This window comes from Janthinobacterium sp. J1-1 (assembly GCF_030944405.1).
In the GTDB taxonomy this organism is placed as follows: Bacteria; Pseudomonadota; Gammaproteobacteria; order Burkholderiales; family Burkholderiaceae_D; genus Janthinobacterium.
In genome coordinates, this window is record NZ_CP132339.1 from 5,424,637 (window position 1) to 5,445,530 (window position 20,894).

22 protein-coding genes and 1 pseudogene are annotated in these 20,894 nt (G+C 61.9%); 15 read left to right on the forward strand and 8 right to left on the reverse strand.

Features of this window, described 5'->3' with window-relative positions; all coding sequences use genetic code 11:
- The first annotated feature begins 93 nt into the window (after positions 1-93).
- On the forward strand, positions 94-348 hold the full coding sequence (locus tag Q8L25_RS24835; protein ID WP_308921938.1) for a DUF1524 domain-containing protein: 255 nt from the start codon (positions 94-96) through the stop codon (positions 346-348).
- A gap of 10 nt (positions 349-358) precedes the next feature.
- On the opposite strand, the gene Q8L25_RS24840 is transcribed toward Q8L25_RS24835, so the two are convergent.
- Positions 359-1,111 (reverse strand): DUF4349 domain-containing protein, encoded by a 753-nt coding sequence (locus Q8L25_RS24840; protein WP_308921939.1) that lies wholly within the window; start codon positions 1,109-1,111, stop codon positions 359-361.
- Between the two features lie 268 nt (positions 1,112-1,379).
- On the opposite strand from Q8L25_RS24840, the gene Q8L25_RS24845 reads away from it, so the two are divergent.
- The 5 genes from Q8L25_RS24845 to Q8L25_RS24865 all read left to right on the forward strand — a co-directional run bounded on the left by Q8L25_RS24845 (position 1,380) and on the right by Q8L25_RS24865 (position 7,238).
- Positions 1,380-1,955: a DUF2760 domain-containing protein gene (locus tag Q8L25_RS24845; protein ID WP_308921940.1), complete on the forward strand. Its 576-nt coding sequence runs from the start codon at positions 1,380-1,382 to the stop codon at positions 1,953-1,955.
- Positions 1,952-3,802: an Hsp70 family protein gene (locus Q8L25_RS24850; RefSeq protein WP_308921941.1), complete on the forward strand. Its 1,851-nt coding sequence runs from the start codon at positions 1,952-1,954 to the stop codon at positions 3,800-3,802. The genes Q8L25_RS24845 and Q8L25_RS24850 overlap by 4 nt, the downstream gene beginning before the upstream one ends.
- Positions 3,803-6,577 carry an Hsp70 family protein gene (locus Q8L25_RS24855; RefSeq protein ID WP_308921942.1) on the forward strand — a complete coding sequence of 925 codons (2,775 nt, stop codon included), beginning with the start codon at positions 3,803-3,805 and terminating at the stop codon, positions 6,575-6,577.
- Positions 6,578-6,642: 65 nt separating this feature from the next.
- Positions 6,643-6,894, forward strand: a complete 252-nt coding sequence (locus Q8L25_RS24860; RefSeq protein WP_308925800.1) for an AbrB/MazE/SpoVT family DNA-binding domain-containing protein — start codon at positions 6,643-6,645, stop codon at positions 6,892-6,894.
- On the forward strand, positions 6,888-7,238 hold the full coding sequence (locus tag Q8L25_RS24865; RefSeq protein WP_308921943.1) for a type II toxin-antitoxin system ChpB family toxin: 351 nt from the start codon (positions 6,888-6,890) through the stop codon (positions 7,236-7,238). The genes Q8L25_RS24860 and Q8L25_RS24865 overlap by 7 nt, the downstream gene beginning before the upstream one ends.
- Positions 7,239-7,344: 106 nt before the next feature.
- Here Q8L25_RS24865 and Q8L25_RS24870 read toward each other — a convergent pair whose 3' ends face one another.
- The 5 genes from Q8L25_RS24870 to Q8L25_RS24890 all read right to left on the reverse strand — a co-directional run bounded on the left by Q8L25_RS24870 (position 7,345) and on the right by Q8L25_RS24890 (position 11,836).
- Entirely contained in the window at positions 7,345-8,607 is a 1,263-nt protein-coding gene (locus Q8L25_RS24870; protein WP_308921944.1) for a PKD domain-containing protein, read from the reverse strand.
- Positions 8,608-9,044: 437 nt separating this feature from the next.
- Complete coding sequence (locus Q8L25_RS24875; protein WP_308921945.1) at positions 9,045-9,503, reverse strand: PIN domain-containing protein; 459 nt, start codon at positions 9,501-9,503, stop codon at positions 9,045-9,047.
- Between the two features lies 1 nt (position 9,504).
- Positions 9,505-9,687: a hypothetical protein gene (locus Q8L25_RS24880; protein WP_308921946.1), complete on the reverse strand. Its 183-nt coding sequence runs from the start codon at positions 9,685-9,687 to the stop codon at positions 9,505-9,507.
- A gap of 123 nt (positions 9,688-9,810) precedes the next feature.
- The gene (locus Q8L25_RS24885; RefSeq protein WP_308921947.1) at positions 9,811-10,218 is read right to left on the reverse strand and encodes a GFA family protein; all 408 of its coding nucleotides are present in this window, start codon (positions 10,216-10,218) and stop codon (positions 9,811-9,813) included.
- 64 nt (positions 10,219-10,282) lie between these two features.
- Complete coding sequence (locus Q8L25_RS24890) at positions 10,283-11,836, reverse strand: CHASE2 domain-containing protein (protein WP_308921948.1); 1,554 nt, start codon at positions 11,834-11,836, stop codon at positions 10,283-10,285.
- A 193-nt stretch (positions 11,837-12,029) separates the two neighbouring features.
- Between Q8L25_RS24890 and Q8L25_RS24895 the strand changes: the two genes are divergently transcribed.
- Both Q8L25_RS24895 and Q8L25_RS24900 read left to right on the forward strand, forming a co-directional pair.
- Entirely contained in the window at positions 12,030-13,166 is a 1,137-nt protein-coding gene (locus tag Q8L25_RS24895; protein ID WP_308921949.1) for a GAF domain-containing protein, read from the forward strand.
- A 146-nt stretch (positions 13,167-13,312) separates the two neighbouring features.
- A complete protein-coding gene (locus Q8L25_RS24900; RefSeq protein WP_308921950.1) occupies positions 13,313-15,115 on the forward strand; it encodes an NAD(P)/FAD-dependent oxidoreductase in 1,803 nt (600 codons plus the stop codon).
- Between the two features lie 71 nt (positions 15,116-15,186).
- On the opposite strand, the gene Q8L25_RS24905 is transcribed toward Q8L25_RS24900, so the two are convergent.
- Positions 15,187-15,753 (reverse strand): YceI family protein, encoded by a 567-nt coding sequence (locus Q8L25_RS24905; protein WP_308921951.1) that lies wholly within the window; start codon positions 15,751-15,753, stop codon positions 15,187-15,189.
- A 388-nt stretch (positions 15,754-16,141) separates the two neighbouring features.
- Here Q8L25_RS24905 and Q8L25_RS24910 point away from each other — a divergent pair, with 388 nt between their 5' ends.
- Together Q8L25_RS24910 and Q8L25_RS24915 are read left to right on the forward strand one after the other, a co-directional pair.
- The gene (locus Q8L25_RS24910; protein WP_308921952.1) at positions 16,142-16,762 is read left to right on the forward strand and encodes a biliverdin-producing heme oxygenase; all 621 of its coding nucleotides are present in this window, start codon (positions 16,142-16,144) and stop codon (positions 16,760-16,762) included.
- Positions 16,759-17,244 carry a YbaN family protein gene (locus Q8L25_RS24915; protein WP_374694200.1) on the forward strand — a complete coding sequence of 162 codons (486 nt, stop codon included), beginning with the start codon at positions 16,759-16,761 and terminating at the stop codon, positions 17,242-17,244. The genes Q8L25_RS24910 and Q8L25_RS24915 overlap by 4 nt, the downstream gene beginning before the upstream one ends.
- Here the strand turns inward: Q8L25_RS24915 and Q8L25_RS24920 are convergent.
- Positions 17,241-17,423, reverse strand: coding sequence for a hypothetical protein (locus Q8L25_RS24920; RefSeq protein WP_308921953.1), 183 nt, complete (start codon positions 17,421-17,423; stop codon positions 17,241-17,243). The two genes, Q8L25_RS24915 and Q8L25_RS24920, sit on opposite strands and share 4 nt — an antisense overlap.
- Positions 17,424-17,553: 130 nt before the next feature.
- Between Q8L25_RS24920 and Q8L25_RS24925 the strand changes: the two genes are divergently transcribed.
- The 5 genes and pseudogenes from Q8L25_RS24925 (at position 17,554) to Q8L25_RS24940 (ending at position 20,819) form a co-directional block, all read left to right on the forward strand.
- Positions 17,554-18,363 (forward strand): methionine ABC transporter ATP-binding protein, encoded by an 810-nt coding sequence (locus Q8L25_RS24925; protein WP_308921954.1) that lies wholly within the window; start codon positions 17,554-17,556, stop codon positions 18,361-18,363.
- Entirely contained in the window at positions 18,356-19,030 is a 675-nt protein-coding gene (locus tag Q8L25_RS24930; protein WP_308921955.1) for a methionine ABC transporter permease, read from the forward strand. The genes Q8L25_RS24925 and Q8L25_RS24930 overlap by 8 nt, the downstream gene beginning before the upstream one ends.
- A 24-nt stretch (positions 19,031-19,054) precedes the next feature.
- Positions 19,055-19,894 carry a MetQ/NlpA family ABC transporter substrate-binding protein gene (locus Q8L25_RS24935; protein ID WP_308921956.1) on the forward strand — a complete coding sequence of 280 codons (840 nt, stop codon included), beginning with the start codon at positions 19,055-19,057 and terminating at the stop codon, positions 19,892-19,894.
- A gap of 156 nt (positions 19,895-20,050) precedes the next feature.
- A pseudogene (locus Q8L25_RS31775) lies at positions 20,051-20,595 on the forward strand (transposase).
- Positions 20,596-20,660: 65 nt separating this feature from the next.
- Complete coding sequence (locus Q8L25_RS24940) at positions 20,661-20,819, forward strand: hypothetical protein (RefSeq protein ID WP_308921957.1); 159 nt, start codon at positions 20,661-20,663, stop codon at positions 20,817-20,819.
- Positions 20,820-20,894 lie beyond the last annotated feature (75 nt).

The following is a 20,894-nucleotide window of genomic DNA, read 5'->3' on the forward strand; positions in this document are numbered from 1 at the left end:
CTGTCATCCTTTCACGGACCACAGCTTAAACCATCGTCTCAGATTCGGGATCCACTATATTCCCCCCAGCACCCGATGAATGGTTACGCATCAATGTCCGATGCCACGCTTCATGCGTTCGGCAATCTGTGCCTGATCAGTCACAGCAAGAATTCGCGCTTGAGCAATTACCAGCCCAAGCAGAAATATGAACATTTCGAAGCGGGCATCAAGCATCATCAGATCGACAGTCTCAAGCTGCTGTCGATGCTAAACCTGATGAAAAAAAATGATCGCTGGACCGAAGATGAGGCTGTCGAGCATGAAAAGGAAATGCTGGACCTGTTAATGGCCCGACATTCCCAGTGAGTGCCCCCTTTTAACCCTGACGCCGGCTACCACGCAAGCGGCGCCATCCCTTGCGGCCCAGCGGGAACACGATGGCAAACGCCAGCAGCCATGGCAACGTGTAAGCCAGCGCCGTGATGCCGTTGGCAGCGCCTTCGGACAGGTTTTCCGTAAAGTTGCCCAGCGAGCGCTTGACGGGCGACCAGAACGATTGCCGCCCTTCCGAGCTGATTGAAATCGTCAGCAGGTCAGTGTCGATGCGCTGCATTAATAGCGCATTGGCGGCCGTCACCTGCTCCAGTTCCGTCTGCACGGTGGCCAGTTCCTTGGTGACTTTGATGAGGGCATCGACATCTTTCGCCGAGCGCTGTTCCAGCTCCTGCAACTGGGTCTGATACTGCTTCAGCATGGCCAGGCGCTTGCGGCTGTCGAGCACGGGCCGGCCGAGGTCTTGCACCTTGGTGCCTTGACTCGTTACTTCGCCTGCGCTGCCAACCAGTGCCACGATTTTCTTGATCCCGGCCGGCTTGGCACGCAAATTGATGCGCGCCCGCACTTCGCGCCCAGTCATGATATTGGAGTCCAGCAGCAGGCAGGCGTTGGCGGTGTCGACCTTGCAGGCGGCGATCACTTTCTCATACAGGGGAGCCACCTGTGCCTCGCTTGTTCCCACGTCAATATTATGCTCGTAAGCGAGCAGCTGCTCTTCTCTGCCTTCTTCGACTATGCGCGTCTCCACGGCGTCCATCTGCGAGGACCTGCCGCAGCCGGCCAATATAACCATTGCGATCAAAACAAATATTATTCTTGGCTTCAGGGACATGATTTCCTTTTTATTAATATATCATTGACTGCATTCTATTGCCAAACGTAAATTATGACCAACGCGGTGGCGAAGCTGACGAACCTGCCCGCTTTGGCCCAGCGCCGCTAACTGGTATCATGCGGGCAAACGCTGGCCGCTCAGGCGGCCCCAGCCCTGCAACACACCGCGAAGCGATCCCGCGCACGTGCGCGCCGCCGACGCCATACTATAAGAGAAACCATCCATCATGAGCACACCCAATCATCCGTCGTTCTGGCGCCGCATCCCTCTGGCCTTTGGCGCCTTTTTCAGCACCCTGTCCGATGGCGCTTATGCCGCCCGCGTGGAAAAGCTGAACCTGCCCGAGATGGCGCCCGTCGCTCCGGCACCGGCGCCTGCACCGGTGCCAACGCCCGCCGCCGCTCCCGTGATCCTGAAGGAAGCCACGCCGGACGCTGCCCTGCAACTGCTGGCCCTGCTGCAACGCGAAGCGCGCCTGATCGACTTTACCCAGGAAAACCTGGCCAGCCATGCCGACGCCGATATCGGCGCGGCCGCCCGCGTGGTGCACGAAGGCTGCGCCAAGGTGCTGCGCGAGTACTTCAGCATCGAACCCGTGCGCGCGGAAAACGAAGGCAGCCGCATCGTGCTGCAGGAAGGTTTTGATCCCGCCAGCGTGCGCCTGACCGGCAATGTGGTCGGCTCGGCTCCGTTCAAGGGTACCTTGAGCCACCGCGGCTGGCGCGCGGCTTCCGTGCGCCTGCCGAAACTGAACGACAAGCATGACGCAGCCATCCTGGCGCCGGCCGAGGTGGAACTGTGAGCGCGCTCTACGCCATCGGCATCGACCTGGGCACCACCCACAGCGCCCTGTCGTATGTGAACCTGGGCCAGAGCGACGGCGAGCAATCCGTCCACGGCGTGCTGCCGGTGCCGCAACTGTCCGCCCCCGGCACCCTGGAAGAGCTGCCGCTGCTGCCGTCGTTTGTCTACCTGCCCCACCCCGATGAAGTGGCGCCCGGTGACCTGGCCCTGCCCTGGGTAACGGAAGAAGCCGACGCGCCCTTCGTGGCCGGCGAGATGGCCCGCAGCCGTGGCGCCACCACGCCGATCCGCCTGGTGTCGAGCGCAAAAAGCTGGCTGTGCCACCCGGGCGTCGATCGCCGCGCGGCGATCTTGCCGAACGACGCGCCGCCGGAAGTGGCGCGCATCTCGCCGATCACCGCCGCCACGCGCTACCTGACGCACTTGCGCCAGGCCTGGGACCATGCGCATCCGGAAGCGCCGTTTGCGCAGCAGGAAATCACGGTGACCATCCCCGCCTCCTTCGATCCGTCCGCGCGCGAACTGACGATGGAAGCGGCGCAAGCGGCCGGCTACGGCAACCTGACCCTGCTGGAAGAGCCGCAAGCAGCTTTATACAGCTGGATACAGACCAGCGAAGGCCGCTGGCGCAAGGACGTGAAACCGGGCGACATCATCCTGGTCGTCGACGTGGGCGGCGGCACCAGCGACTTTTCGCTGATCGCCGTGCTCGAGCGCGACGGCGTGCTGGAACCGCACAGGGTCGCCGTCGGCGAACATATCCTGCTCGGCGGCGACAATATGGACCTGGCGCTGGCCCATCTGGTGGCGCGCAAGCTGGCCGCCAACGGCACCCAGCTCGATGCCTGGCAGATGCGCGCGCTGACCTACGGCTGCCGCAGCGCCAAGGAAAGCCTGCTGGCCGACAGCGGTCTCGATACGGCGCCTATCGTGGTGCCGAGCCGCGGCTCGAAACTGATCGGCGGCTCGATCCGCACCGAACTGACGCGCGATGAAGTGTCGACCTTTATTCTTGACGGCTTCTTCCCGCAGGTGGAAGCGTCGAGCCGCCCTGCCGTGCGCACGCGCGCCGGCCTGACGCAACTGGGCCTGCCGTATGCGCAGGACGCCGCCATCACGCGTCACCTGGCGGCGTTTTTGGGCCGGCAAGTGGCGGCCACCGCCGAACTGGAAGGCTTCGAAAGCCGCCAGTCGAGCGAGGCCAGCTTCCTGCACCCGACCGCCGTGCTGTTCAACGGCGGCGTGTTCAAGTCCGACCTGCTGGTGCAGCGCATCATGGGCGCCGTCAACGACTGGCTGTACCTGGAAGGCGCGGAACCGGCGCGCATGCTGGCCGGCGCAGACCTGGACCTGGCGGTGGCGCGCGGTGCCGCCTACTACAGCTATGTGCGGCGCGGCCATGGCGTGCGCATTCGCGGCGGCACGGCCAGCGCCTTTTACGTGGCGATCGAGTCGGCGATGCCGGCCATCCCCGGCATGGAACCGCCGATCCAGGCCCTGTGCGTGGCGCCGTTCGGCATGGAAGAAGGCAGCGAGCTGGAACTGCCGGGCCAGCAATTCGGCCTGGTGGTCGGCGAACCCGTGCACTTCCGCTTCTTTGCCTCGTCCACCCGCCGCAACGACCAGATCGGCGACCTGCTCGACTTCTGGGCCCCGGACGAACTGCAGGAACTGAGCGAGATCCAGGCCACCCTGTCGGCGGAAAACCGCCAGGCCGGCGACGTGGTGCAAGTGAAACTGCATGCGCGCGTGACGGAAGCGGGCACCCTGGAGCTGCTGGCCGTTTCCCCTGACGGCGCCGAGCGCTGGAAGGTGGAGTTCGACGTGCGCGGCACGGCCCAGTAAATGGCCAAAGCCAAGGCTCCAGCTTCTTGCCTGGTCGGCATCGACCTGGGCACCACCAATACGGTGGTGGCGTATGCCGACGCCAGCGATACGTCAGACGGCATCAGGCTGTTCGACATCGAACAGCTGCTGGCACCGGGCGAAGTGGGGCCGCGCGCCCTGCTGCCTTCGCTGCGCTACCACCCGGCCGATGGCGAGCTGGCACAGGATGAATTGCGCCTGCCCTGGTCGACGCCGGACGTGGCCGGCGTGAACAACGCCGTCACCGGCACCCTGGCGCGCGTGCTGGGCGGGCAAGTGCCGGGCCGCCTGGTGGCCAGTGCCAAGAGCTGGCTGTCGCATGCGCAGGTCGACCGCCACGCAGCCATCCTGCCCTGGGGCGCCGCGGACGATGTCGCCCGGGTTTCACCGGTGGCGGCCAGCGCCAGCTACCTGGCCTATGTGCGCGCCGCCTGGGATGCACGCTTTCCCGACGCTCCCCTGGCGCGCCAGGAACTGGTGCTGACGATTCCCGCCTCGTTCGACGAAGGCGCCCGCGCGCTGACCCTGGAGGCGGCGAAGCTTGCCGGCCTTCCCGCGCTCAAGCTGGTGGAAGAACCGCAGGCGGCCTTTCAAGACTTCCTGCACCGCCACCGCGACGACCTGCACACGCAACTGGCGCACACGCGCCGCATCCTGGTGGTCGATGTGGGCGGCGGCACCACCGACTTCAGCCTGATCGATGTCGCGTTCGATGAGAAAGACGCGCCGCAATTTACGCGCAGCGGCGTCGGCAACCACCTGATACTCGGCGGCGACAATATGGACCTGGCGCTGGCGCATCTGGTGGAAACGCGGATGGCTGCCGGTGCCGAAGGCGGCATGAAGCTGTCGGCGGCGCGATTGTCGCAGCTAATGGAACGCTGCCGCGCCGCCAAGGAAGTGCTGTTGTCACAGGATGCACCTGAAAAAGCCACCGTCACCCTGCTGGGTTCAGGCTCGCGCCTGATTGGCGGCACGCGCTCGGTCGAGCTCACGCGCGAGGAGGTCGCCAGCATGGTGGTCGACGGCTTTTTCCCGCTGGTGCAAGCGTCCGACACGGCCAGGAAGGGCCGCGCCGGCATCGTCGAATTCGGCCTGCCGTATGCACAGGACGCGGCCATCACGCGCCATCTGGCCAGCTTTTTGCAGCAGCACCAGGGCGAACTGCCCGACACCCTGCTGCTGAACGGCGGCGTGTTCCGCGCCGACGCGCTGGCACGGCGCCTGGCCGACACTTTGGAGCACTGGCGCGGTACGCCAGTGACCGTACTGCACAACGAGAATCCCGACGTGGCCGTCGCGCGTGGCGCCGTCGCCCATGCGCTGGCCCGCCGTGGCCAGGCGCCGCGCATCGCCGGCGGCTCGCCGCGCAGCTATTTCCTGGTGCTCGGCGAGGGCAAGGAGCAGCGCGCCGTCTGCATTTTGCCGCGCGGTGCAAACAGCGGCGAGGAAATCCGCCTGAGCGAACGCCGCTTTGCGCTGCGCCTGGGCCGGCCCGTACGCTTTCACCTGGCCTCCTCGACCGGCGAAACGGGCACGCCGCCGCAGCTGGGCGATATCGTCGATTTGAAAGACGGCGATTTCGTGCGCCTGCCGCCGCTGGCCAGCGTGCTGCACGACCCGGACCATCCGAACGACAAGCGCGAAATCACGGTGCAGCTGGCCACCGTGATGACGGAAGTGGGCACCCTGGAAGTGCATTGCGTGGCCGAGGAACAGGCCGGCTTGCGCTGGCTGCTGGAGTTCCAGCTGCGCGGCGAGGAAGAGCTGGAAGCGGGAGCATCGGCCGTCGCGCCGCGCGTCAAGGAGGCGGTCGACAAGATCGAGCGCATCTTTGGCGGCAAGGCGCAAAAAGTGACGCCGAAGGAAGTGCGCCAGCTGCGCCAGCATCTGGAACAGGGCCTGGGCGGGCGCGAAGGCTGGGATTCCACCCTGCTGCGCCAGCTGTTCGACGCCCTGCTGCAGCGCAACCGGGGACGGCGCCGCTCCGCCGACCATGAGCGCGTGTGGCTGAACCTGGCCGGCTGGTGTTTGCGCCCCGGCTACGGCGACGCGCTCGACCCGTGGCGCATCGAGCAGCTGTGGCCCATGTTCGACAGCGGCGTGCAGCACCACAAGGACAGCCAGGTCTGCGCCGAATGGTGGACCCTGTGGCGCCGCGTCACCGGTGGCCTGGACGCCACCCAACAACTGCGATTGCTCGATGATTTCGCCTTCAACCTGCAGGCCGACGCCAGCCAGCGCAGCAGCCGACCCGTCACCCTGGTCAACGGCAGCATTGATGACATGCTGCGCCTGGGCGCCTCGCTGGAACGCATCCCCGGCAGCTACAAGGCCGAAGTGGGCGCCTGGTTATTGAAACGGCTGGAAAAAGCCAGAGGCCGGACGGACGCCGGCGACGCCCACACCCTGTGGGCCCTGGCCCGCGTCGGCGCGCGCCAGCCCTTCCACGGCAGCGCGCATGAAGTGGTGGATGCTGAAACGGCGTCGCAATGGCTGGAGCGGCTATTGGCGCTGGACTGGAAAAAAACTGAAGCGGCCGCCTTTGCCAGCGCCCATATCGCGCGCATGACCGGCGACCGCTCGCGCGATATCGCCGACGCCCAGCGCGCCACGATTATCGCCCGCCTGAAAGGCATCGGTGCGCCGGAGACCTGGGTCGCCATGGTGCGCGAAGTGGTGCAGCTGGACGAAGCTGCTACCCGCCGCATCTTGGGCGAAGCGCTGCCGCCGGGCTTGAAGCTGCTGGCGTGAAGCCATGGCAAAGTCATTGAAGATGCTACCATGTGGATCTACAATGTAGAGACATGGGAGGCATGATGGAGCTATCGATACAAAAATGGGGCAACAGCGCAGCCGTACGCTTGCCCACCGAACTATTGGGCATGCTGAAGGTATCGCTGGGAGACAAACTGGACGTCGATGTCCGACCGGACGGCGTCTTCCTGAAAGCCAAGCGCCCCGTATTTTCGCTGGCCGAGCTGGTCGCACAGTGTGATGGCACCGCCCCAGAACCGGCAGACATGGCGGCATGGAGCGCCCCGAAACCCGTGGGACGCGAGTCGTGGTAAAGCGAACCAGATTTGGCCGGGGCGACATCGTCATGGTCAATCTTGAGCCAAGCGAAGGCCGCGAGCAACGCGGTACGGCACGCCCGGCGATTGTGCTGTCGACCAGTGTCTTCAATGCGCTGGGCCTGGTCCTCGTCGCGCCGATTACACAGGGCGGCGACTTTGCCCGCCATGCAGGCTTCGCCACGCCGTTGAGCGGTTCCGGCACTCAAACCCAGGGCGTGGCCCTGATCAACCAGATCCGCATGCTGGACCTGGAAGCGCGCGGCGCAAAGCGCATCGAAACCGCGCCTGAGTATGTGGTCGACGATGCGCTGGCACGGTTGCGGGCGATTACTGACTGACAACACTGTTTCAGTTACTGATACCATCGATACCAAAAACCAAAAACGGATCTGTTTATAGCATAAAAGAGCCACGGTATCGATTAGCCAGCATCAATCTTATGACTTAACAACTACGGGTATAGCCTTTCACGTAAGTTCCATTTTTTCTAAAATACCCTGAAACATAGCATTTATTTCCAGCAGTATTAGGTGTACTCGGCGCAATTGGCGCAATTGCGTATTCATTCAAAATATCATTTGTTTCGCATGGCCTTCCATCATGATCCCTATCAAGATAGGTGTGTCCTTGCGCGAATAGTGACAAAGCTTGCTCCTTGCTTATATTGGAACATTTATACTTACCTGTATCAACAATATCAACCACCCCGCGCGGCCGCACTACCACGTTGATGACATCGGTTTTGCTATTTGATTTTCCATCATTAACAACGAGCGCAAGTTCATAAATACCTGCAACATCTGCAGTGAATTTTGATGTTTTATTTGTTGGCGTCGTAAGTACGGTCATACTCAATACAGGCTTGGACTGCAGGTTCCACAAATAAGACAAGGAATCGCCATTTGCATCCGTACTCAGCCCTCCATCAAGTGCGATGACCGTGCCTGTCAGTGCTGCCTGATCCGAGCCTGCATTTGCAACCGGTGGGAAATTAATTCCAACTACGCTGGATGAAGCGGTAACAAAAATATTGACCGGCAAGCTTTTTTCATTTCCTGCATTTATAAAAAATGATATCCCATACAATCCTGCCACATCTGCAACGAATTTAGTTTTTTTTGCCGCCGGATCTATCAGAAGTGCCGTACTATTGGCAGGCTTGGCGATTAAAGTCCAATTATAAGTAATTATACGCCTTTTAGCATCTGAACTCAGACCACCGTCCAGGCTTACAGACGCTCCGACTGAGACATTCTGATTGGGTCCGCCATTCGCAAGCAGGCCAAGACTTGAACTTGAATTTCTTGACTCTGCCAAGATATTAATATTTTCTGGCAAACCATCAATTTTCCCATCATTCACAACCAGTTCAACTGTATAAACGCCAGCGACATCGGCAGTAAATGTGGACTGAACCTTGTTATTGGATGCCAAGGCAGCGACACTGGCAACAGGCCATGAGACAAGCCTCCACTTGTACGTTAAGACATCCCCATTCCCATCCGAACTGGCGCCGCCATCAAGCTTTACCAAATCCCCCACGAAAACCTGCTGGTCTGCGCCAGGGTTTGCATTTGGCCTGGCATTGATAAGTGGTGCTGCTGCAACGGGTACCGCAGGGGCTGGTGTATCACTGCCACCGCCACCACCGCAAGCGGTCAGAATACAGAAGCCAGCCAGCCCGGCTATTTTCTTCAGAAATTGCATCAATTTTCACCCTGTAATTATAAAAATTATAATTATAAAATAGATTACTAATAAGAAAATAAATTTCTTGAGAAATGTGAATTTCAAGAAGAAGGTACAGCCAGCAAATAGTCAGGTCAACTTCTTCCGAATACCGCTTATCTTCAAACATCAACTGCGCGCGCGTCCGCCTTTCCACTGCAGTACACACGAGGTTGTCGATGCAAACACAGCGGCAGAGTAACTGGGCCGGTTGCTAACGCTGAACTGAAAAAAACGTAGGTGATTATGATGCGCGAGGTGGCGAACCTCGACGAGGCCGGCACCAGGCTGCCGCCGGGCCTGAAGTTGATTGTGTAATATCACGTAGCCCGAATCAGATGGAACCGCCGAGGTGGGGCAACTGATGCCAAAGGCCGTAATCTGACAGCTTTGTTGGCCTCACCGGTGACGTCGGTTTACTTGAGCAGCGTAAAAAGTGGCCCCGTCGAACTGCCATATGCCCGCTGCACGTTCGATACGACACCTGCCTTGCTGTCATAGTCATATGGTATATGGACCGGGATCGCGAGCGAGATGAAATCGATGGGATTGCGAGTGACCAGCGCAAGATTCCAACGCACCGCAGTCGCGCCTATGATGGCGTCGGGCAGCTTGATTTTCGGTGGGGTGATCAGGCTCTTGCCCCTGATGGCAATGCACTGCTCGGTGATTTCCCAATCAATCGGGAGCAGCGCAAAGGTACTGAGCACCGCATCAAGCGCTGGCTTATCCTGAGGACGTACCATTTCTCCGGCCCGCAGCTCAATGTAGGTAATCGCGCTGATGGCAGGTTCGTCATACGAATTAAGCTCGATGGAAGCCTGGTGGCAACCACCCAGCATATCGATGAAGATATTCGTATCGAAGAGAATCAAGCTATTCGCTCCTGATCTGCTCCTGATATGCGACCCCGTCCAGCGGAATATCGTTACGGTTTTTCCACATGCCCTCGGCCGCCCGCAGCGCTTCAGCGCGTAATCGCTTCTGGTCTTCCGGCGTACCTGGTGGCCGGATAACGGTCACCGCAGAGGCAGGCTTGATATCTGGTTTGGCGCTCATTGAGCCCTCCCTTGATCAATTTGATGATGCGACCAGTGTAGCGCAATTTGTATTGCACCGCCATGCGGCATCGCTCAGGTCACGCCATCCTCGATCACTGCTCCATCAATGAATCGTAGCGACTCATTTTGGGCTACTCTCGTCGCGCGACCCCGCATACCTCGGCAACCCATCCCCCAGCCTGACCCACTCCACCTGCGTCGCCGTATAAATATGGCTCTGCGGCGGAAACCGCCCCGGTTCGTCCAGGCTGCAGGTGGTCAGGTCGACTTCATCCGGATAACGGTCGTCTTCGAACATCAGCTGGGTGCCGCAACGCGCACAAAAACTGCGCTGGCCGTGCTGGCTCGAAACATAGGTCGCGGGCTGGCCCTGCAGCCAGCGAAAGTTGGCGCGCGGCACGCTGAACCAGGCGACAAACGGCGCGCCCGAAGCGCGGCGGCAGATGGAACAGTGGCAGGCGCTCTGGTGAAAGGCGCCGGCGCCCGCTGCGTAGCGGATATTTCCGCACAAACATCCTCCGTTCAGCATGGCATCCTCCGGCGATGTGGACAGGGGCGATCAGTGTAATCTCGCCGGCGCCTCCCGCCTTGCGCTAGATCACGGCGATGATAAACAACACCACCGCCAGCGGCGCCTGCACCAGCACGATGCCAGGATGCGTGCGGCGCAATTGGGCCCACACGTTCAGGCCCGGCACTTCTTCGTGCGGGTGGTGCGCTTCGTCGCGCAGCGACATGGCGTGCAGGAACATGCCAACAATTAACGGGCCGGGATTGACCCACCAGCCCTGCTCCAGCAAGCCGTGCGACAGGTAGACGGCCAGCACGCCGATCAGCACGGGCGAGGCCCACACCACGGCCAGGATCAGGCGGATGCCGTAGAACTCGGCCAGGGTACCCATCTGGTGCAGCTTGCCGATGTCATGGTCTTCCATGCGCTTGTCGATCGCCAGTTCGGCGCGGCCATACAAGGTCCACAGGCCGCCGAACAGGCAACCAAGCAGGATGCCCAGCACGATATCGCCAGCAAATACAGCATATTTGTTGACGTCGGCCGTGCCGATGCCCAGCGAGGTGTGCGACGCCGCATGCAGGTGCAGGCTGGCCTGTTCGCCTTCGGCCGTGGTATAGCGGTCGCGCACGTCATAGGTGCTGCCGATATACACCACGTTCTTGCGCAGGGCCTTGTCGTCCACGCCGGCCTTGCCATCGATCAGTTTGACGCGCGTGCGCGTGGGGTCGAGGAATTCCGGCGCCACGGCGGTCGGGTGGAAGGGCGCGGTGACGGCGTTCTGTTCCTTGGCATCCTTGGCGTCGCCATGGATCACCGGCTCGAACGCCCAGCGGGCAAGCTCCTTTTCACTGCTGGTGCGCGTGGCCAGCTGGCATACGCGGTCGGCCAGGGCCACCACTTCCTTTTGCTCGGACAGCACGGCCGGAATCGGCTGTTGTTGTTCCTGCTCCTTGACGCCGTGCGCCAGCTCGAAGGCGACGGCGGCCAGCACCGGGCTTTTCACTTCGATGCGCGTGACGGCGCCCATGCGCTCGCGGATGCGGGCGCTGGCGAAATGCAGGCCGGCGGCGCAGCGTTCGCGTATCCATGGCAGGTTGGCGTTCTGGTCCGACTGTTCGGGCAGGATCAGCACCAATTGCTGGCCGCCTTGGGCGAGTTGATCGAGCAGGCGGTCGAGCGGGCGTTCGCCTGCCTTGTGCTGCTCATACACGGCCGGTGCCAGGTCCAGGTCGATGGCCAGCACCTTGCTGCCGCGCGCGGCCGCGCTGGCGATCAGCTGCTCCAGGCGCGATCGTTCCAAAGGTTCGCGCTCGTCGAATACTTGCTCGAACGCGGGCTGGTCGATCTCGATAATGCCGGGCCGGTACTGCGCACCCTGGTCGGTGCGTTCGCGCACGATCTGTCCGTGTTCGGCGCTGGCGCGCAGCATGGCGGCGTCGAGCCATTCGAGCACATGAAAACCTTCCAGCATCAGCATCACGGAGGCGATCAGGGTCGCGCCGATAATATGGTGCAGCAAATGCGTGCCCGTCAGCTTGAAGGCATGGCCCACTTGCACGAAGGGCCAGAGCAGGCGTTTTCCCAAACTCAGCCTTGGCGGCGGCGGCGGTGCGGCGTGGTCGTCGACGTTCATGGTGTTCCTGTCTTTCCGAAGCTTGCTTCTTGATTAATAGTTGGTAACGACAAGAATATAGTATTGCAATAGTGCTCAGAAGCAGCGCACCCTTGACCCGCATCTTGACATCCCATGCTGCGCCGCAGAATGCGCCGCACGCCACTTCGTGCTACAACCGGCGTATAAAAAAGAAAGCCAAAAGGAGACCGCCATGCCCTATGTGCGCCAGACCAGTCATCTCGAGCGGGTGCACGACCTGATCGCCGGCCGCCGGCTCAATCCCGGCGATGATGTGGCGCGCCTGGCCTCGTCCTACCGCCGCTCGCTCGACGACTACCGGCTCGATCCGGCCTCCACCACCGGCCCGCGCATCTTGACCAGCGGCGAGCTGCGCGCGATCCAGCAAGCCGAAGAAGGTTTTTTGCGCTCGACCGGCCAGTGCCTGCCGCGCCTGCACGCCATGGTGCGCGAAGCGGGCTACTGCGTGATCCTGGCCAATGCGCACGGCGTGACCATCGATTACGTGGTCGACCAGGAACAGCGCAAGCATTTCAAGAAGGCGGGCCTGTATCCGGGCTCGTGCTGGTCCGAGAACGAGGAAGGCACTTGCGGCATCGCCTCGGTGCTGCTGGACCGCGAAGCGATCACGGTGCACAAGACCGACCATTTCCGCGCCGCGTTCACCAGCCTGACCTGCAGCGCCGCGCCGATCTTTTCACCGCACGGCGAGTTGATCGGCGTGCTCGACGCGTCCGCCCTGGCCTCGCCCGACGCGCGCGACAGCCAGCGCCTGGTCAAGCAGCTGGTGCGGCAAAGCGCGACCGTGATCGAAGACGGCTTTTTCCTGAAATCGTACAGCCATTGCTGCATCGTGCTGGCGCACCGCAACCGCCATTTTGTCGAAGTGCAGCCGGAAATGCTGCTGGCCATCGACGAACACGGCGACGTGGTGGCGGCCAACCGCTGCGCGCGGCAAGTCATCGCGGGTCTCGGCGCCCTGCCCCGGCCGGTGAACGAAGTACTGGAAGTGCGCGCCGAACGGCTGTTCGATGCGCGCGCCGGCCAGAACCTGATGTCGTTGCGCCTGGTGGGCGCCGGTACATGGCTGCATGCGCGGGTACGCGCGCCGGTGAAAACAGCGTCCCTGCGCAGCCGCCTCAAAAGCGTTAAGCAAGCACCGGATCCCGACTACACAAACGAGGAAGCGGCCGAACGCACGCGCATCGTGCAGGCGATGACGGCATCGAAATGGCGGCCATTGACGGCGGCGGCCATGCTGGGCGTCTCGCGCGCCACCCTGTACCGGCGCCTGAAACACTTCCGGATCGTGCCGCCACACAAGCAGTAGACACGCCAGGCCGGTGAGATTTTTGTCTCATGGCCGTGCGTGCTGCAATGCGCAATGCGGCCTCGAATCGTGCGTGATACAACATCGTCAGCGGTGCAGTGCAAGCTGCAAAACCGCATTCCATCATCACGACATGAGGAGACACGATGAGCAACGATACCCATCAACACACGGTGGCCGCCATGCTGGAGCAGCTCGAAGGCGCCCTGCGCGCCCAGGACGTTGACGCCGCGGCCCGGCTGTTCGAAGAAGACGGCTACTGGCGCGACCTGGTGCTGTTTACATGGAATTTGAAAACCCTGGAAGGCCGGGCGCAGATCGGCGCCATGCTGCATGCCCAACTGGGCGCTGTCCAGCCGGTGACCATCCGCATCGCCGACGGCGAACAGGCGTCGGAGGCCGGCGGCGTCACGCAGTGCTGGATCACGGTGGACACCAAGGTGGCGCGCGGCGTGGGCTTTATCCGCATCCGCGACGGCCAGATCTGGACCCTGCTCACCACCATGAGCGAACTGAAGGGCCATGAGGAAGCCAAAAACGGGCGCCGGCCGATGGGCGCGGAACATGGCGCGCACACCAACCGCACCAGCTGGCTGGAGCAGCGCGAGCGCGAAGCGGCCGAACTGGGCTACGAACGCCAGCCGTATTGCGTGATCATCGGCGGCGGCCAGGGCGGCATCGCGCTCGGCGCGCGGCTGCGGCAGTTGAACGTGCCGACGATAATCATCGAAAAGAATGCCCGCCCCGGCGACAGCTGGCGCAAGCGCTACAAGTCCCTGTGCCTGCACGACCCGGTCTGGTACGACCATATGCCGTACATTCCGTTCCCCGACAACTGGCCCGTCTTCACGCCGAAGGACAAGGTCGGCGACTGGCTGGAAATGTACACCAAGGTGATGGAACTGAACTACTGGGGTTCGACCAGCTGCGAGTCGGCCAGCTTCGACGAGGCGAGCGGCGAGTGGACGGTGAAGGTGGTGCGCGATGGCCAGAACGTCACCTTGACGCCGAAGCAGCTGGTGCTGGCCACCGGCATGTCGGGCAAGGCCAATATGCCCAAGTTCAAGGGCATGGACGTGTTCCAGGGCGAGCAGCAGCATTCGTCGCAACACCCTGGACCGGACGCCTATGTCGGCAAGAAAGTGGTGGTCATCGGCGCCAACAATTCCGCGCACGATATCTGCGCCGCGCTGTGGGAAGCGGGGGTGGACGTGACCATGGTGCAGCGCTCGTCGACGCATATCGTGAAATCCGATTCGCTGATGGACCTGGCGCTGGGTGACCTGTATTCCGAACGGGCGCTGGCGGCCGGCATGACGACGGCGAAAGCCGACCTGACCTTTGCCTCGATCCCCTATAAAATCCTGGCCGACTTCCAGATCCCCGTGTTCAAGGCGATCCGCGAACGCGATGCGGATTTTTACGCGCGGCTGGAAGAAAAAGGCTTCATGCTCGATTTCGGCGACGACGACTCGGGCCTGTTCATGAAATACCTGCGGCGCGGCTCCGGCTACTACATCGACGTGGGCGCCTCCGAGCTGGTGGCCGAAGGCAAGATCAAGCTGAAAAGCGGCGTCGGCGTGGCCGAGCTGAAAGAACACTCGGTGGTGCTGAGCGACGGCACCGAACTGCCCGCCGACCTGGTGGTGTACGCCACCGGCTATGGTTCGATGAACGGCTGGGCGGCCGACCTGATCTCGCCCGAGGTCGCCAACAAGGTGGGCAAAGTGTGGGGACTGGGGTCGGCCACCACCAAGGACCCCGGCCCATGGGAAGGCGAACAGCGCAATATGTGGAAGCCGACGCAACAGCAGGCGCTGTGGTTCCATGGCGGTAACCTGCACCAGTCGCGCCATTATTCGCAGTATCTGTCGCTGCAGCTGAAAGCGCGGATGGAAGGACTGGACACGCCCGTGTACGGGCAGCAGCAGGTGCATCACTTGTCGTGACGGCCTGAACGACGGACAAAAAAAATGGCGGCGGGCAATCGGCCCGCCGCCATTTTTTCAATTCAAGACAATTACTCTTTGACCGATTCGATCGCAAACGTCAGGGTCACTTCATCGCTGACGGCTGGCGCATATTTGCCGGCGTTGAATTCCGAGCGCTTGATCTGGGCCGTGGCGTTGGCGCCGCAGGCGTCTTTTTTCAGCATCGGGTGCGGTGCGCAGTTGAACGAGGTCACGGTCAGGGTGACTGGCTTGGTCACGCCTTTCAGGGTCAGGTTGCCTTCGACGGTGGCCAGCTTGTCGCCGCTGAAGTTGAACTTGGTCGACTTGTAGGTGGCGACCGGGAACTTGGCGGTGTCGAGGAAGTCTTCGCCCTGGATGTGCGAGTTGAACAGGGTCGAGCCGGTGTCCACCGATTTGGTGTCGATCAGCACTTCGACAGAACCGGTCTTGGCGGCGCGGTCCAGGGTGATCTTGCCGGTGGTGTTATTGAAACGGCTTTGCTGGGTCGAGAAACCCATGTGGCTGTATTCAAAACGCGGGAAGGTGTGGCTGCCATCGATGACATACACTTCCGGCGCGGCGAAAGCGGACAGCGAGAAGCCGGCGGCGGCGATAAAGGCGAGCAGTTTTTTCATGATCAATTCCTGAAGGTTGTGGATTAAGGTAAAACCGCAAGCAGCGCGCATGCACATAGTGCAATCCGGCTGGCTGGTGTGGCTTCTGATGCAACGATTATGCATCGCACGAAGATCGATGTAAAACGGAAAATTTACCTAGTTAGCATCGAAAAAATCGATAGTACCGACAAAGTTCTCCCCACAGCGCCTTCTGTTGACGATTATTCAGCACACTGCTGAAAAACTCCAGCAATTTAGATGAGAATGATTCTTGTTATTATTCTCTGCGCTTGCTATCATCCCTGCCTTTTGACGCGCCACCAGCGTGACGATCGCTGCCTGCCACCCGCACTGCAGCGCCGGGCCGTATCATCCATAATAGACAGACGTAAAGCGAGCCGACCACATGACCGCAGCCATTCTTGACTCCACCACCTTGAGCGCCACCCCGGGCCAGGCCCTGCCGCGCAGCGCGCGCCTGAAGGCCGATACCTCGGCCACCCACGACGTGCTCGACAAACGCATCATGGCCAGTGCGCCGTTCGACAACCAGCAAAACTATGCACGCTTCCTGCAGGCGCAATATGCCTTCCTGCGCGATGTCGACGCCCTGTACGACCATGCCGGCCTGGCTGCCCTGCTGCCGGACCTGGAACAGCGCCGCCGCTACGCCAGCATCGCCGCCGACCTGCGCGACCTGGACACCGCCCTGCCGGCCGATTCGGCCACGCCGCCGTTCGACGCCCAGCTGGACCTGGCAACCGCCCTGGGCTGGCTGTATGTCAGCGAAGGCTCGAAACTGGGCGCCGCCGTGCTCTATAAGCTGGCGGGCAAGATCGGCCTCGATGAACACTTCGGCGCGCGCCACCTGGCCGGCCACCCGGACGGCCGTGCGCGCCACTGGCGCGATTTCACCGCCGTGCTGGACTCGGCGCCGCTGGACATCGCGGGCGAGGCACGCCTGATCGATGGCGCGCGCGCCGCCTTCATGCGCATGCACGGCCACGTCGAGGCGCTGGGCCGATGAGCGATGCGGGCCCATCGCCGATAGCGCCGCTGGCCGTGCGCGAAGCGCATGGCGCGCGCCTGCGCCGCTGGGCCTGGACGGCGGCCGGCATGCTGATGGTGGCGCTGGGGATTATCGGTGCCATGCTGCCCGTGATGCCCACCACGATTTTCCTGATCCTGGCGCTGGCCTGCTTCAGCCGCGCCTCGCCGCGCCTCGAACACTGGCTGTTGAACCACCCGCGCTTCGGCCACCCCTTGCGCCAGTGGCGCCAGCACCGCGCCGTCTCGCGCCGCGGCAAGGCCATGGCCTGCCTCGGCATGGCGATCGGCTTTGTCGCCATGTGCCTGGGCCATCCGCCCTGGTGGGTGATCGCCATGGTTGGCGCGATGGAAATCGCCGTATTGATTTACCTGCTGCGCCGTCCGGAAGGCCCGGCGCCAACTGCTGCGCCGCAGGCAGTGGCAGAATCTGCCCCGGCGCCGCCAGCCAGCGGACATTAAGTTCCTTCCAGCACCGTCATGCGGCATGCAAGCCGCATCGCCGCATTCTCCCCGCCGGCGAATATTCCCTCGGCAAACAGCCAGCCCGGTTTCGCGACCTGAATTTTATTCGGCAAAGAAGCTGGCGATCCACTTTTTGCCGTCTGAAACGCCGCCATAGACATTATTTGCATATCCAAAGCAAGATTCTGTCGTTAGAGTAATAACGCGATCGGGTATACTACGCAACCGACGTCGCATGGCGGCTATCCGCCGCCACCGCACGGGCACTGCCAGCGCCGCGACGCGCCAATAATAAAAGGAATCTGCATGACCACACCATCCCGCCCGCCGGTGATCCGCATCGAAGGCGCGAACAAGACCTTCGCGCTGCCCAAGGGCCAACAATTCCATGCGGTCAAGGATGTCAGCCTGGACGTCTATCCTGGCGATATCTTCGGCCTGATCGGCAAGAGCGGCGCCGGCAAGTCGACCCTGCTGCGCCTGATCAACCTGCTCGAACGCCCGGACAGCGGCACCATCACCGTGGCCGGCCGCGAACTGACCAGCCTGTCGAAAAGCGAACTGCGCGACGCGCGCCAGAATATCGGCATGATCTTCCAGCAGTTCAACCTGCTGCAAAACGCCACCGTGTTCGACAATGTCGCCTTCCCCCTGAAAATCCACGGCACCACCAAGGGCGAGCAGATCGCCGCCCGCGTCGAGGAATGCCTGGCGCTGGTCGGCCTGTCCGACAAGCAGCACAGCTATCCGGCGCAATTGTCGGGCGGCCAGAAACAGCGCGTGGCGATTGCCCGTGCGCTGGCCAGCCATCCCGACGTGCTGCTGTGCGACGAACCGACCTCGGCGCTGGACGCGGAAACCACGCGCGCGCTGCTGGACACCCTGCGCGACATCAATGCCCGCCTGGGCGTGACCATCGTGTTCGTCAGCCATGAACTGTCAGTGCTGGGCGCCATCTGCAACCGCGTGGCGGTGGTGGAAAACGGCGCGATTGCCGAACAGTTCGAACTCGCCGACACCGCCACCCTGCGCAAGACGGCGCTGGGCCGCGAACTGGCCTATTACGGCACCGAAGCGTTTGGCGCGACCGCCTGGAAGGATGCAAGCCATGTTTGAAGAATCGATCAATAACGTCATCGCCCTGCTGCCGGAAATCTGGGTCGCCCTCGGCCAGACCATGACCATGCTGGGCATAGGCCTGACCGCCGCCATCCTGATCGGCGGCCCGCTGGGCGTGCTGCTGTTCCTGGTGTCGGAAAACCAGTCGCTGGAAAACCGCCCGCTGTCGATGATCCTCGGCTGGCTGGTCAACACCGTGCGCTCCTTCCCCTTCATTATTTTGCTGGTCGCCCTGACGCCATTTACGCGCGTGATCGCCGGCACCTCGATCGGCCCGCTGGCCGCCGCCGTGCCACTGTCGTTCGCCGCGATTCCCTACCTGGCGCGCCTGGTGGAGCAGAATTTGCGCGAAGTGCCGCGCGGCGTGATCGAAGCGGCGCACGCCATGGGCGCGTCGGAAATGCAGATCATCGTGCGCGTGCTGCTGGTCGAAGCGCGCTCCGGCCTGGTGCTGGCCCTGACCGTGCTGTCGATCAGTTTCCTGTCGTATTCGGCCGTGGCCGGCGTGGTGGGCGGCGGCGGCATCGGCGACCTGGCCATCCGCTACGGCTATTACCGCTTCGAGACCGACATCATGGTCGTCACCGTCGCCATCCTGATCGTGCTGGTGCAGATCATCCAGTTCGCCGGCACCCGCATCGCCAAGCGCCTCGACAAACGTTAATCCATATTGAATCAAAGGACACTCATGAACATCATCCGCCGCAACCTGCTGGCCGCCACCGTCGGCCTGGCCCTGGCCTTCTCGGCCCAGGCCAAAGACCCGAAGGAAATCGTCATCGGCACCAGCGCCGGCCCGTACGGCGACCAGCTGAAGATCGGCATCAAGCCCATCCTGGAAAAGCAGGGCTATAAAGTCAAGATCGTCGAATTCAACGACTACGTGCAGCCGAACTACGCGCTGGCCGAAGGCTCGCTGGACGCCAATGTGTTCCAGCACATCGTTTATCTCACCAAGTTCGCCACCGATAACAAGCTGGCCATCACGCCGCTGATCACCGTGCCGACCATCCCCATCGCCATGTACAGCAGCAAGCACAAGGCACTGACCGAGATCAAGGATGGCGCCACCATCGCCATGCCGAACGACCCGACCAACCAGGCGCGCGCGCTGGTGGTGCTCGACAAGATGGGCTGGATCAAGCTGAAACCGAACGTCGACCCGCTGCGCGCGTCCGAACGCGACGTGGCCGCCAATCCGAAGAAACTCAAACTGGTGCCACTGGAAGCGGCGCAGCTGCCGCGCGCGCTGGCCGACACCGACTTTGCCTTTATCAACGGCAACTTCGCCCAGGCGGCCGGCATCAAGCTGACCAGCGCCCTGGTGGCCGAGAAAATCTCGGACAGCTATATCAACCTGGTGGCGATCCGCACCGCCGACAAGGGCAAGCCCTGGGTAAAAGACCTGGAAGCGGCCTACCGCTCGCGCGCCTTCCTGGACGTGACCAACAAGCATTTTGCCGGCTACGAAAAGACCGATTACCAGGTGGCGCTGGAAAAGGCCGCAGCGCCGACGGCCAAGAAGTGAAGCTGTCATTGGGGGTTGAACGTATTACCGGCCATTAACGGACGTAAAGCTGCATGATCACATGCATTGGATAACCGTCCTTCTATTCAAGCAGCGCCGGAGGCAGACCACCAGCGTTGAAGCGTGAGCATATCGCAGTTTTTGCACGAAATCGTCATGGGGCGTGCCCAGGCCAGCTTGCAGGAAATCGCCGACGAGCTGCATTACCGCTGCGGTCTGCGCGTGTGCGCAGCAACGATTCGTAGAGCCCTACGCGCGTTAGGCGTCGCACGGCTCAAGCCACTATGCCGTACGGGCGCGGTGTGCGCCGAGGCCACCAAGCGGTATGGCTACACGGCAGCCCACAGACGCGAGGCCATCTTGCCATACAGCACCAACCTGACAGATGCTGAATGGGAGCTCGTTGCTGACCTGTTCGAGCGTACGCAGGGACAGCGAGGCACGCCCGTGCGTTACAGCCGCCGCGATTTCGTTAATGCGTGTTCTTACGTGCTACGCACGGTTGCGCATGGCGGCTACTACCCGAGACGTTTCCACCCTGGCAGGCGGTCTACAAGGCGTTTTCGCGCTGGGTTGGCGCAGGTGGTGTACTCGAACAGATACAAGACCGGCTGCGCGAACAATGGCGTGCACGTATGGGACGAGCAAGTACGCCAAGCGTGGCATTAAGTGATGCACAGTCCACCCGTATCTCGCCGTAAGGTGGCGAAAGCGGATTTGATGCAGGTAAGTCAAAGGACCCAAGTGTCATCTCGTGGTCGATATAATGGCGCTGATCATCGCAGTGTACGTAACTGCGGTCAGCGTACAAGACCAGGATGCGGCGGCAGCCGTGGTGACGCAAGCGTGCAGCAAAAGCCCTCGCCTCGAAAAGCTCTATACGGACAATGCCGATGGCGGAAAATGTGCTTATGCCATCGACTAGGCGCACCTTATTCGCGTTGAAGTGGTTCGTCATCCAGCCAATGGCACGACCGGAACGCTGCACGATCACAAGATC

Excerpts from the sequence above, each read along its gene's own strand:
- Q8L25_RS24925 (WP_308921954.1), top strand. The coding sequence starts at position 17,554 with ATGACCACACCATCCCGCCCGCCGGTGATCCGCATCGAAGGCGCGAAC.
- Q8L25_RS24930 (WP_308921955.1), top strand. The coding sequence starts at position 18,356 with ATGTTTGAAGAATCGATCAATAACGTCATCGCCCTGCTGCCGGAAATC.
- Q8L25_RS24890 (WP_308921948.1), bottom strand. The coding sequence starts at position 11,836 with ATGAACGTCGACGACCACGCCGCACCGCCGCCGCCGCCAAGGCTGAGT.
- Q8L25_RS24845 (WP_308921940.1), top strand. The coding sequence starts at position 1,380 with ATGAGCACACCCAATCATCCGTCGTTCTGGCGCCGCATCCCTCTGGCC.
- Q8L25_RS24935 (WP_308921956.1), top strand. The coding sequence starts at position 19,055 with ATGAACATCATCCGCCGCAACCTGCTGGCCGCCACCGTCGGCCTGGCC.
- Q8L25_RS24915 (WP_374694200.1), top strand. The coding sequence starts at position 16,759 with ATGAGCGATGCGGGCCCATCGCCGATAGCGCCGCTGGCCGTGCGCGAA.
- Q8L25_RS24895 (WP_308921949.1), top strand. The coding sequence starts at position 12,030 with ATGCCCTATGTGCGCCAGACCAGTCATCTCGAGCGGGTGCACGACCTG.
- Q8L25_RS24880 (WP_308921946.1), bottom strand. The coding sequence starts at position 9,687 with ATGAGCGCCAAACCAGATATCAAGCCTGCCTCTGCGGTGACCGTTATC.
- Q8L25_RS24940 (WP_308921957.1), top strand. The coding sequence starts at position 20,661 with ATGGCGCTGATCATCGCAGTGTACGTAACTGCGGTCAGCGTACAAGAC.
- Q8L25_RS24905 (WP_308921951.1), bottom strand. The coding sequence starts at position 15,753 with ATGAAAAAACTGCTCGCCTTTATCGCCGCCGCCGGCTTCTCGCTGTCC.
- Q8L25_RS24840 (WP_308921939.1), bottom strand. The coding sequence starts at position 1,111 with ATGGTTATATTGGCCGGCTGCGGCAGGTCCTCGCAGATGGACGCCGTG.
- Q8L25_RS24900 (WP_308921950.1), top strand. The coding sequence starts at position 13,313 with ATGAGCAACGATACCCATCAACACACGGTGGCCGCCATGCTGGAGCAG.
- Q8L25_RS24835 (WP_308921938.1), top strand. The coding sequence starts at position 94 with ATGTCCGATGCCACGCTTCATGCGTTCGGCAATCTGTGCCTGATCAGT.
- Q8L25_RS24860 (WP_308925800.1), top strand. The coding sequence starts at position 6,643 with ATGGAGCTATCGATACAAAAATGGGGCAACAGCGCAGCCGTACGCTTG.
- Q8L25_RS24885 (WP_308921947.1), bottom strand. The coding sequence starts at position 10,218 with ATGCTGAACGGAGGATGTTTGTGCGGAAATATCCGCTACGCAGCGGGC.
- Q8L25_RS24910 (WP_308921952.1), top strand. The coding sequence starts at position 16,142 with ATGACCGCAGCCATTCTTGACTCCACCACCTTGAGCGCCACCCCGGGC.
- Q8L25_RS24870 (WP_308921944.1), bottom strand. The coding sequence starts at position 8,607 with ATGCAATTTCTGAAGAAAATAGCCGGGCTGGCTGGCTTCTGTATTCTG.
- Q8L25_RS24855 (WP_308921942.1), top strand. The coding sequence starts at position 3,803 with ATGGCCAAAGCCAAGGCTCCAGCTTCTTGCCTGGTCGGCATCGACCTG.